General features: G+C 51.4%; 14 protein-coding genes. 12 read left to right on the forward strand and 2 right to left on the reverse strand.

Annotated features, from left to right (window positions below; all coding sequences use genetic code 11):
* Window positions 1-4: 4 nt before the first annotated feature.
* From OXH16_07770 to OXH16_07795, 6 genes are read left to right on the forward strand one after another with little or no spacing between them, the layout of a single operon-like run.
* The gene (locus tag OXH16_07770) at window positions 5-1,057 is read left to right on the forward strand and encodes an MtaA/CmuA family methyltransferase (GenBank protein MCY3681279.1); all 1,053 of its coding nucleotides are present in this window, start codon (window positions 5-7) and stop codon (window positions 1,055-1,057) included.
* A complete protein-coding gene (locus OXH16_07775) occupies window positions 1,050-1,811 on the forward strand; it encodes a corrinoid protein (protein MCY3681280.1) in 762 nt (253 codons plus the stop codon). Before OXH16_07770 ends, OXH16_07775 begins: the two co-directional genes overlap by 8 nt.
* Window positions 1,804-3,732 (forward strand): ASKHA domain-containing protein, encoded by a 1,929-nt coding sequence (locus tag OXH16_07780; protein ID MCY3681281.1) that lies wholly within the window; start codon window positions 1,804-1,806, stop codon window positions 3,730-3,732. Before OXH16_07775 ends, OXH16_07780 begins: the two co-directional genes overlap by 8 nt.
* Complete coding sequence (locus OXH16_07785; GenBank protein MCY3681282.1) at window positions 3,729-4,727, forward strand: homocysteine S-methyltransferase family protein; 999 nt, start codon at window positions 3,729-3,731, stop codon at window positions 4,725-4,727. The genes OXH16_07780 and OXH16_07785 overlap by 4 nt, the downstream gene beginning before the upstream one ends.
* A 44-nt stretch (window positions 4,728-4,771) precedes the next feature.
* Window positions 4,772-5,779: an ADP-ribosylglycohydrolase family protein gene (locus OXH16_07790; GenBank protein MCY3681283.1), complete on the forward strand. Its 1,008-nt coding sequence runs from the start codon at window positions 4,772-4,774 to the stop codon at window positions 5,777-5,779.
* The gene (locus tag OXH16_07795) at window positions 5,776-6,681 is read left to right on the forward strand and encodes a dihydrodipicolinate synthase family protein (protein MCY3681284.1); all 906 of its coding nucleotides are present in this window, start codon (window positions 5,776-5,778) and stop codon (window positions 6,679-6,681) included. The genes OXH16_07790 and OXH16_07795 overlap by 4 nt, the downstream gene beginning before the upstream one ends.
* Here OXH16_07795 and OXH16_07800 read toward each other — a convergent pair.
* Together OXH16_07800 and OXH16_07805 are read right to left on the reverse strand one after the other, a co-directional pair.
* Complete coding sequence (locus OXH16_07800) at window positions 6,678-7,361, reverse strand: methyltransferase (GenBank protein MCY3681285.1); 684 nt, start codon at window positions 7,359-7,361, stop codon at window positions 6,678-6,680. The genes OXH16_07795 and OXH16_07800 overlap by 4 nt on opposite strands.
* A gap of 15 nt (window positions 7,362-7,376) precedes the next feature.
* Window positions 7,377-8,138: a sugar phosphate isomerase/epimerase gene (locus tag OXH16_07805; GenBank protein MCY3681286.1), complete on the reverse strand. Its 762-nt coding sequence runs from the start codon at window positions 8,136-8,138 to the stop codon at window positions 7,377-7,379.
* Between the two features lie 231 nt (window positions 8,139-8,369).
* Here OXH16_07805 and OXH16_07810 point away from each other — a divergent pair, with 231 nt between their 5' ends.
* The 6 genes from OXH16_07810 (at window position 8,370) to OXH16_07835 (ending at window position 11,182) form a co-directional block, all read left to right on the forward strand.
* Window positions 8,370-8,831: a GNAT family N-acetyltransferase gene (locus tag OXH16_07810; GenBank protein MCY3681287.1), complete on the forward strand. Its 462-nt coding sequence runs from the start codon at window positions 8,370-8,372 to the stop codon at window positions 8,829-8,831.
* A 16-nt stretch (window positions 8,832-8,847) separates the two neighbouring features.
* Entirely contained in the window at window positions 8,848-9,693 is an 846-nt protein-coding gene (locus tag OXH16_07815) for a phytanoyl-CoA dioxygenase family protein (GenBank protein MCY3681288.1), read from the forward strand.
* 153 nt (window positions 9,694-9,846) lie between these two features.
* The gene (locus OXH16_07820; protein MCY3681289.1) at window positions 9,847-10,116 is read left to right on the forward strand and encodes a DUF433 domain-containing protein; all 270 of its coding nucleotides are present in this window, start codon (window positions 9,847-9,849) and stop codon (window positions 10,114-10,116) included.
* The gene (locus OXH16_07825) at window positions 10,117-10,455 is read left to right on the forward strand and encodes a DUF5615 family PIN-like protein (protein ID MCY3681290.1); all 339 of its coding nucleotides are present in this window, start codon (window positions 10,117-10,119) and stop codon (window positions 10,453-10,455) included.
* 54 nt (window positions 10,456-10,509) lie between these two features.
* Window positions 10,510-10,872 carry a HigA family addiction module antitoxin gene (locus tag OXH16_07830; protein MCY3681291.1) on the forward strand — a complete coding sequence of 121 codons (363 nt, stop codon included), beginning with the start codon at window positions 10,510-10,512 and terminating at the stop codon, window positions 10,870-10,872.
* Between the two features lie 94 nt (window positions 10,873-10,966).
* Window positions 10,967-11,182 carry a hypothetical protein gene (locus tag OXH16_07835; GenBank protein ID MCY3681292.1) on the forward strand — a complete coding sequence of 72 codons (216 nt, stop codon included), beginning with the start codon at window positions 10,967-10,969 and terminating at the stop codon, window positions 11,180-11,182.
* Window positions 11,183-11,280 lie beyond the last annotated feature (98 nt).

Consider the following 11,280-nt stretch of genomic DNA (forward strand, 5'->3'; position numbering starts at 1 on the left):
ACGTATGAATGACCAGACAACAAAACCAATGAAACCGCGCGACCGCGTATTGGCCGCACTCAATCGGGCACCTGTGGATCGCACCCCAACGTGCAATCCCACTTCGGTTGCAACCGTAGAATTGATGGATCTCGTCGATGCGCCATTTCCGCAGGCGAATCGCGACCCAGAACTCATGGCGCGCCTGGCGGCAACAGGCTATACCGAACTGGGTTTTGACACGATCATGCCGGTATTTACAATTATTCAAGAATCGTCCGCACTCGGGTGCAAAATTCAGTGGGAGCAAAAAGACAACTGGCCCACAGTGCAAATGAGAGAACCGATCTGGCACAAGGCCGATGATATTGAAATCCCATCGAACTTATTGACCCATCCCGATACAAAATGCGTACTGGACGCGATTGGCATATTGCGAAAAGAATACGGCGATGAAGTGGCGATTATCGGCAAAACAATGGGACCCTGGTCCCTGGCGTATCACTGCTTTGGCGTAGAGGACTTTTTGCTCCTATCACTGGACGACCCGGATCACACGCGGCAAATTCTGGACAAATTAAAAGAAGTAACCGTCGCATTTGGTGTAGCGCAAATTGAAGCGGGCGCCGATGCCTTGACCCTGCCCGATCACGCAACGGGAGACCTGGTCAGCGGCGATTATTACGACCGGTATTTGCGCGAATTGCACATCGAGTTTGCCGACCGCATACCCATTCCGCTAATTTTGCATATATGCGGACGCACCGTTGATCGGATGGAATACATCGCGCAAACGGGCATGGCGGCATTCCACTACGACTCCAAAAACGATCCAAATGAATCTATTGATATCATGAAAGAGCAGATCGCGCTGGTGGGCAATATCAACAATCCGGAAACGCTATTTTCAAAAGAGCCGGAGACCGTAAGAGAAGAAGTGTATAAAAACCTGGACGCCGGTGTGAACCTGATCGGGCCTGAATGTGCGATTCCATTGCAAACATCAATCGAAAATCTGAAAGAAATCCCAAAAGCAGTCGTGGATTGGCATGCGGAGGCAGAGAGCGTTAATGGCTGAATTATCCGATGTTCAAAATGAGTTTATCAAAGAGGAAATAGAAGAATTTTTAGAACGCCCCGATGAGATTCAACGCAATATCGATCTGTTCGCAAACGCGAGTCCCGAGATGCAGGCAATTGCCGCTTCATTGATCGATGGCGCACATCACGATGTCGATCAATTAACGCGCGAAGCCCTAAATGCAGGCGTGGGCGCGCTGGAAATTATGGACGATGGATTGATCGCCGGCATGGGCATTGTGGGGATTAAATTTCGAGAAAATTTTATTTTTGTACCCGAAGTCCTCGCCTGCGCCCGGGCAATGAAAGCGGGGATGGCGCATATTGAGCCCATCCTGTCAGCCTCGGGCGTCGATCCTGTAGGCACAGTCATTATGGGCACGGTAAAGGGCGATTTGCACGATATTGGCAAAAATTTGTGTATCATGATGTTGCGCGGTGCCGGGTTTGTCGTCCACGACCTCGGCGTGGATACATCCGAAGACGAATTTATGGATGCTGTCGAAGAACACGAAGCCAATTTGCTCGGCATGTCGGCACTGTTGACCACGACAATGCCGAATATGGGCAAGACAATTGAGGCATTTATCGACGAAGACTTGCGAGACGATGTAAAAATCATGGTAGGTGGTGCCCCCGTGACACAGGAATTTGCCGATGACATGGGTGCGGATGGATACGGCGAAAACGCCCTGGACTGCGTGGAACTGGCTGTACAATTGTTGAAGGAGTGGGAGGCAGAGAATGCGTAAGCCTCAAAAAATAGATCGAGAAGCCTATCAAAAGCGCCTGGATCGCATGTCTGAAATTTTTTCAGATATTGTCCAGCATGCCGACGAACAGGCGCAAATGCGCTGTCCCTACAAAAACAAGGATGACGAGTGCACGGCCAAATTTGGATGTAAATTTCAGCGTAAACCAGCGCCTGACCGGGCGCTTTTTCAATGTGCCAGCAATGATAATCTCGACTATCGCACGGCCTGGGAAACGGAGCCAAATGCCTATCGTGAGATGAAGACCACGCTCAAAAAACAAAAAAACCGTCGCCGAAAAAAGGGGACGGGCACAATTACACACATGGGCAAGGTGCAACAACTCGAAGCGCGAAAGACGATATTTGATTATGCCGACGATCTATCTGTACGAGTTCCAACATCGTGTTTCCGGTCGGGGATATGCCATGAATGCGTGGTAGAAATTGCAAAAGGCGAAGAGAGCTTATGCCCCAAAACCGAAGCTGAAGCCTTCTTAAAAGACAATTACCGATTGGCCTGTCAGGCTGAAGTCGTAGATCTGAATGCCGAAGTCGAATTTGTACCCCTGCGCCGCGCGCCTCAAATTTTGACCTTGAGCCAGCAAAAAGAAATCGATCTCGATCCCATGGTAACGCGCCGTGGTGACCGGGTATTCTACGACGGAGAGGACATCGATCGGTTTCGGGGACACATCTATGGGCTGGCAATTGATGTGGGCACCACGACAATTGTGATGGATCTCGTAGATCTGGAATCTGGCGAGAGCATTGCGATTGCATCTTATGAAAATCCCCAGCGCTTTGGCGGCAGCGATATCATGTATCGCATTTCCTATGACGGCGAATATCCAAATGAACTGTGGAAGACACTGGTAAATGCGATCAACCACGAAATTCTCGTACTATGTGAAAAATTGGGTTTTGAACGGCAAGAAATTTACGAAATTGTCGTCGCAGGCAATGCCACCATGCGGGATATGTTCTTCAGGCTCGATGTGCAGAGTATCGGGCAAAAACCCTATAAATCTCAAATAGAACACGAATATCTGGCCGGAGAGCGAAAGACAACCGCCCTCTATGAGAGCAGCAGGCGATTGGGCATTCGGGCAAATCCCAAAGCGCGGGTATATGGCATGCCCCTTATTGCAAGCCATGTAGGCGGCGATGTCGCAGCGGACATGCTGGCCGTAGAAATGGGCGCTCAAGACGAGATATTTATGCTCGTCGATGTGGGCACCAATACCGAAGTCGTCGTGGGCAATCGAGACAGGTTGGTAGCAGCCTCTTGTCCGGCGGGACCGGCATTTGAAGGCGGCGGTATCGCCTGTGGCATGCCCGGACAAGATGGGGCGATTGAATCGATGGCGTGGGAAAATGGTCAGTTCAATTACCGCGTAATCGGCAATGGCACGCCCCAGGGATTGTGTGGCTCTGGACTGATCGATTTGTTGGCCGAGCTTCGACGGCATGATTTGATGACAGAAAAAGGGGTATTTGCCGACCGCAAGCAATATGAAATGATCGTAGTGCCCGAACACGGCATTGCGCTATCGCGCGAAGACGCGAGCAACCTGGCGCAGGCCAAGGCCGCAAATTACTGTGGGCAGTTACTCGTCATGCGCGAATTTGGCATTGCCCCCGATCAGATCCATCGGCTTTATCTATCTGGCGGATTTGCCAATTACGTCAATGTGCAAAATGCGATTGACATCGGTTTTCTCGCACCCGTGCCACAAGAACGCATCGAAAAGGTGGGAAATGCCGCGATATTGGGCGCGCGAGAAGTATTGCTCTCGCGGAAACGACGCGGGAGTTTAGAGCACCTTGTGAAACGGATTGAGCATGTGGAACTGGAGACAAAGCCAGACTTTTTTGACGTATTTGTCGAAGGGTGTCAGTTCAAGAGGATGACGGTATGAAGTCTTTTGCAGAACGCCTCGCAGATGACCAGCCAATGGTGTATGACGGCGGATTTGGGTCTCAATTATTTGCACACGGGGTAAACCTGGCAAACAGTTCCATCGCCAATCTATCGCATCCCAAAGAGGTTGTAGCAGTACATCGCGCGTATATTGATGCGGGCGCAAATGCCATTGGCACAAACACATTTGTGGTATCCCCCCTGCATCTCGAGATGGCCGACGCCGATGAGGATGATGCCGAGCACCTGACAGAATTAGCTGTCCAACACGCCCGGCAAGCCGTTGAAGAAAGCGGGAAGGATGTTTATGTGGGTGGCTCCATCGGTCCCTCCCCCGGTGCTATCGAAGCCGATGCTGGCGATACAGTTTTTGGCATCCCCAATGTAGATGTGCGATTGGCCCACGAGCGCGTCATCTCTGCCATGGTCAAAGGCGGCGTCGATTTTTTTGTCATAGAAACGCAGTTTTCCGCCAAAGAAGCGGCAATCGCCGTTGACATTGCGCGACAAACGGGCTTGCCCATCGCCGTGAATATGACGTATAAATTCACAAAGGATCGCAAAACGGGCGAATTGATCTATCGCACGGACTGGGGGGTTTCACCCAGCGACCTACTGGACATTTTGGCAAGTGGCGAATTTTCAGACGGCGATAATCTACTCGGCGATGTGCAACTCCTGGGCCTGAACTGTGGCGCAGAAACGCGCAATACAGATCACACGGGCATGCCCTATGCAATTGAGGGCACAGTGCAGATGCAAAAAGCACTTGGGGATCGCGGCATTGAAAACAAGCGCTTGATGGCCTATCCCAATGCGGGCTTACCCACCCTGGACAAAGTCACCAAACAGGCGTCGTATTCGCAAGGACCAGAAGACATGGCCCAACACGTCGAAGACTTGTTGGACGTCGGTGGATTCTTAATAGGCGGATGTTGCGGCACAACGCCCGATCACATTCGGGCATTTCGCAATATCGTAGATGCACAATAGAAGCTCTTGTATTTTTGCACCGATTAAACTTGAGGATTTGAATTATGGCTGATTATTGGGACGACGATATAGAATATATCGAGGTTGAGGATATGTTTGTAGGCGCGCTACTGGGCGGGGCAATAGGCGATTCCCTGGGCTGTTTTTGTGAGGGATGGGACCGGGATCGGATCAAAGCGGTAGAAGGATTGACAGACCACTATCGGGGGCGGGTCAATCGGGAAGGCGTGTTGACGCGACCAGCAGGAGAATATACAGACGATACCCAGCAAACCCTCGTCCTCGTTGAGTCAATTATAGCGTGTGAAAAGGTCAATCCCGAAGACCTGAGCAACCGATTTTTGGCGATGTGGCGCGAGGGACTCCTGTCTATGTATGGCAGGGCCTTTCGGGAAACCCTGGAACGCCTTGATCAGGGTCTGACCTGGTCCGAAGCCGCATCGAAAGACCACCCCTCCAACGGAGCGATCATGAAAATCGCGCCAGTGGGCTTGTGGAATTGGGCAACTGGTGACAATATCCTAAAAGATGCAATTGCAGCGAGCCATGTAACGCACCAGGACCCACGCGCAGTCGCGCCTGCAGTCGCAATGGCCCATGTGGTGGGGCATCTGGTAACACATCGCCCGCTGGACGGAAATGAGGTACTGGACGTAGCCGAGTGGTCGGCCAGACCGATTTGCGAATCCACAGGCGAGTTGATCGCACAGGTGGGGACATTGCTGACAATGAACGAGGAAGATGCGTGGGCGGCCATGGTAAAGATGCCCGAAGCTGCGCGAGAAAATGCCATCCCAAGCGAAGCCCAGGCCACAATTGTCGTGGCTTTGGAGGCATTTTTGCGCTCAGAAGGAGAATTTATCCCCACAGTTGAGCGCGCGCTGCTCACGGGTGGAGATGTCGATACATTTGCGGCCATTGCCGGCACATTGAGTGGTTTATACCACGGAACATCGGGTTTGCCGCAACATCTCGTAGAAACACTGGTTGAACGCACAGAAATCGAATCACTAGCCCACGCGCTCTACGAAAAAACCGGAGGTGCCCTGTGATAATCGACGGTTTTAAGGGCATGTATCCCGCACTGGTCAGCCCCAGAGACGAGACAGGTGCATTCAGTGTCTCGGCCTTTGAAAAACTCATGGCGCGTATCTACGAACAGGGATCTCACGGCGTGTACGTGGCGGGCAACACGGGCGAAGGCTATTTGATGACAATGGCCGAACGCAAGTTGGCCACAGAAATTGCCGTCAAAGCATCAAAAGGACATGGCCGAGTAGTAGTACATGTGGGTGCCCCCTCCGAACGCGATGCCGTTGAACTCGCCAAACACGCAGCCAATGCAGGAGCCGATGGCATTTCGAGTTTGCCCCCTTATGTCCAGGGATATCGTTTTGACGACATCCTAGCGTATTACAGCGCGCTGAGTTCAGCGGCAAACTTGCCGGTCTTTGTGTATTACATCCCCGTGGTTACACATCAGGAGTATTCGTTTGAACAAATCAACCAGATGCTCGCACTCGAAGGCGTGGTGGGCATTAAGTTCACAAATTTCAACCTGTTCCTGATGGAACGCATACTCAATGGACCACATAAACCGCATATTTTTAACGGACATGACGAAGTGGCCCTATCGGGTATTGCGGTAGGCGCTCAGGGGGGAATCGGCACGTTTTACAATGTGATGCCCGCGCATTTTGTGGGCATTTACGAAGCGGTGAACAAGCGAGACCTGGACACGGCACGCACATTGCAAGCAGACGTGAATGAACTGATTCGGATTTGTCAAAAATACAGTGGACACGGCAGCGTACGCGCCGTATTGCGCTGGCAGGGAATAGACTGCGGCGACCCCGTCAAACCGACACGCCCGCTCGACGAGGAAGAAGAGAAAGCATTGCGAAAAGAAATCGAAGCAGCAGATATCGAAGCAGCAGATTTGGATATATTTTAATCACCTCTCACGATCTCATACACCGTTCCACCTTCCCGCTCGGTTATAATGGAAAACACCCAACCCGCATTGTGCAGGCAATCAAAAAAAGGTCTGCCCAAGATGCGATTGGGTTCAGAAAATAAAACGCGCCCTCCCGGTGCGAGAAGGGCGTCGAATGTGGCGATAAGAGGATCGAAAAAACGCGGTTCGTACACGAGATCTGCGCCCAACAAGGTGGCATAGCGTTGTTCTCGCGGCGGGGCGCGCCAGTCAATGAGCATCGTCTGTGGAGCGACGCCGGCAATTTGCAACCCATTGAGTTGCGCAAACTTGAGCGCATCGGGCTGGTAATCCGTAGCCGTGACACGCGCGCGTTTGAGACAGGCAATAGATGAGACAAGGCCCAACCCACAGCCGAGTTCAAGCAAGGATTCGCCCGGCGCAATCAGATTATCCGCGAGCAGAACATCGGACAAAATAAGCGCAGAATCCCAAAGCGTTGCCCAATAAGGCAGGCGTTCATCCTGAATCTCAATGCTATCGGGATCGGCCATTTGCATTTTGTCAAAGAGTGCTTCGGCATCTTCAACACACGTCACACCTATTTTGCGCCCACAAATATTGTGATGTTCTTCGCCGAGTTGATAGCGTGCGGCGAGTTCGCGTTTGAGGGCGTAAATTTCTTTTTGTACGCTCATCAGAGCGGAACCTACCTACTGATACGCTTCCCACAACGCCTTGTAGTACTGAAGCAGACGCTCGGCATCTGTACTACCGGGGATTTCGGCCAGCGTATATCCCGCATAGCCTTCGGCATTGAGAAGAGAGAAGAGTTCGCGCCAGGGATAGGCCGGATTGCACAATTCGGTGATGTGTACCAGACCGATTTTGTGTTTGAGCAAATCAAAATTGGCTTTGATAGAACCGTCTTCAACCTCGCCCAAATTCGAGTTCCAGCATATCTTCGCATTGTCGTGATCTGCCCAATCCATAATCGTGCGCATATGTGCTGGATTTTGCGTTTCTCGCCCGTGTACTTCCACCCGGATTTGCACCCCCAGATCAGCAGCGGCAATCGCGCATTCGCGCACGGATTTGCCAATCTGTTCGAGCGTTTGATCCACCGAGATACCTTTGTCGGTTTGCAGGCCATTGGGCCGCACCTTAACGCCCGGGCAACCCAGATCGGCGGCGAGTTTGGCGTATTCAATAGTACCGTCAATATTTTCTCGCACAACGCCGGGATCATCTGAATGATATTCAAATGCCGAGCCCAAACCCGCGATTTCGACACCGCCATCTTCAAATTGCTTGCGGATATCCTGCCGTTGTCCCGCCGAAAGGTCTGATTCAACGCCGTGAGCATGCGTGGTACGCAATTCGGCACCGCCATAACCGAGTTTTGCACAGGTTTCGATAATCGTGGCAACATCCCAGTCCGCGGCAATTTGATACGTGACAATACCCAACTTCATTTTTATCTCCCAATTGGTAGCTCTCAGCCGCTATCGGTCGGCAAAACAAAGGGCCAAAAGCTGAAAGTGGATGAACTTGTAGTTGCCAACCGCATCTGAAGATAGGACTTGTTGTGAGAATGTCAATGCCTTTGAAGTATCTCCCACAAGACATAGAAAATAACTTGACGCACATCAAACATTTCTACATATCTACACAGGTACAAACCACTATTCGCAGGAGTATTTGAGATGCATATTCAGCGTGCCGAAACGCGCGACTTTTTGGAAATCGCAAAATTGGACCGCGAAGCCTGGGCACAAAACCGGAATTCTGAGTACATTCCCGATGGCGAGCACGTCTGGCGATTGTGGACAGAACACGCACTGGTATTCTGTGCAAGAGAAGGCGGAAAACTGATCGGTGCCGTGCTGGCATTTCCCACAAAGACAGACAGGCTGTATTGTCTGCACAAAGTATTTGTGGATCATCCCTTTCGCGGCAAAGGCATTGGTTCCGCTTTGTTCGACGCAATTTTGGCCGCCTGTGACCAAATCGGTGTGGATTGCTTTTTGACCGTAGATCCCGAAAATGAAAGTGCTATTTCCCTGTACGAAAAATGGGGATTTAGCGAGAGAAACTTTGTGAAAGGTTATTATCGCGCCGCAGAAGATCGGTATGTACTGACGCGACGCTCTAAAACAAAAACGTGAGATAAGGAGCCAAACAATGCACCCCAAATGTCTCGATTATTGTCTGACAGAAGAAGAAGCGCGCAAATTCAAACGGGATGGCTACTTCATCGTTCCAGACGCCCTGCCCCCCGACATGGTCAGCGATCTCGTAGTCGCAGTAGATCGCGTAGATAAAGAAGAACGCGCTCGAATGGGCAAAAGTGCCACAGCGCGCATCAACCACTACGACTTCATAGGTAAAGACGACCATTTCTTGCCCTTGCTCGACTGGTACAAAACATTTCCCAAAGTGTGGGGCATCCTGGGATGGCACATCCAACTCTACCACACCCACATGACCGTGACACCCCCTGCAGAACCGCACAAAACACTCGAAAAAGACGGACCTGGTCTCGGCTTCCATCAAGACAGCGGTCGTATCAATCAAGACTTTGACATGAACCCGCGTCCCATGATCTCCCTCAAAATCGGCTTTTTTCTCACCGATACAACCCAACCAGGCCGCGGCAATTTCTACGTCCTCCCCAAAAGCCAAACGCAAAACACATTTCCCGGAAAAGACCGCAACGCGCTACACAAAGACGCTATCCCGGTGCTCGTGCCCCCCGGATCAGCCGTGTTTTTTGACCGCCGCTTATGGCACTCCGCCAGTACCAACTACTGGAAGGAACCTCGCCGCGTACTCTTCTACGGCTACTCCTATCGCTGGCTTCGCCCACGCGACGACATGCGAGTTGAACACTACCTCGACCGTTGCACGCCCATCCAAAAACAACTCCTCGGCGTCAGCTACTCCGGTGGTCGAGGCTACACCTCCCCCACGCCCGAAGACGCGCCCCTCAAAACCTGGCTCGACGAACACGGGATCAGCGGTGAATAGTCAACGGCACAGGTGGTAAGCAGGAGAATGAAGACAGCGCGTTGACAAAACATGCAGAACTGAATATACTGTCTTTGTCACTTGGAACTTTTTTACAGACTCCGGGTAGGTAATGAGGTCGCAGAGACCAGAATCTAAAAGAGGAGGCACGCCATGATAAATAAGAATCCAATCTGGCAGGATCGCATTGTCACTGACCCGTTGATACTGGCAGGAAAACCAACAATAAAAGGCACTCGGATTTCGGTGGAACTGATCATGGAATTGCTGGACGGGGGGCGCAGCGAAGCCGATATCATTCGTATGTACTCGCACATCACTCCGGAGGATATCCGAGCCTGTCGGAAGTACGCCGCCACTGGTGCAAAGCTGTCCAATGTGACTTGGGAGGATATTGATGCGATTATGGATGGCAAACGGTAGATGAGAATACTTGCCGACGAAAATATATCGGAGCAGGTCGTTGTCCGGCTACGTACTGCAGGCCAGGATGTGCGATGGACGAAGGAAACGGACCGGGGCGAAGCAGACCCCAACCTGCTGGAATTGGCAACGCGGGAAAGACGTGCGCTGATAACTTATGATAAGGACTTTGGAGACCTTGTGCATCGTGACGGTATGTCCGCCCCTCACGGCGTCATCTTGTTTCGTATTCACAGCGATGTGCCAGATTCAGTGAAAGCCGAATTTGTCGCCAGTAGCGTTATGGCTTGGGATAGTTTGCCGTCCGGAATTTGGACAATTCAGATACGGCATCAGTGAAGCAGTGCCACTCATAGGGTCGTGTAAGATCGGGAGTTTCCGTGGATACAAGGAATGATGATCATTAAACGCGAAGAACTGGACCGGCGAAAAGTTGACTTCTCGGAAGTCACAACCGGGCAGCTACTGTCTCCGGTACATCCTGGCGAGATCCTGCGCGATGAGTTCCTTATTCCGATGAATCTCAGTGTGACTCGCCTTGCTCAGGGGATCAAGGTTTCGGAGAAGGGCTTAGACGCTATCGTAAATGGAATTAATGGGATTACAATTGATACCGCGCTACGCCTTGGTCACTACTTTGGCATGACGCCTGAGTTCTGGATCAATCTTCAGACCCGCTACGATCTCGATGTCGCCGAGCACACGGTACGTCGCCAAATTGAGCGGGAGATAGAACCTCTGATTGCATCCCCGTAGCACGACAGACTGGCACAACATAATGTGCAAAGTTGATCCGCTATCGCTGAAAATTCATGACATGAAAAAAAAGGCGGTTTCTGATTCAAACCAAATGGCAAAAAGCAAGATCACTTCGTCAAAGCTGACCAGTCGCCCACCAAACCACAAAGTCCCATATCGCTGGCTTCGTCCCCTCGACCGCTGCACGCCTATACAAAAACAACTCCTCGGCGTCAGCTACTCCGGCGGTCGCGGCTACACCTCCCCCACGCCCGAAGACGTACCCCTCAAAACCTGGCTCGAAGAACACGGGATCAGCAGTGAATAATCTGTACATAAAAAAAGGCCGATTTAAATCGGCCTTTTTTTAAATGTTCATATAGAAAAAACATTTACTTCATTACTACGATTCCTCTGTCAATACCC

The organism is Gemmatimonadota bacterium (assembly GCA_026705765.1).
Taxonomy (GTDB): Bacteria; Latescibacterota; UBA2968; order UBA2968; family UBA2968; genus VXRD01.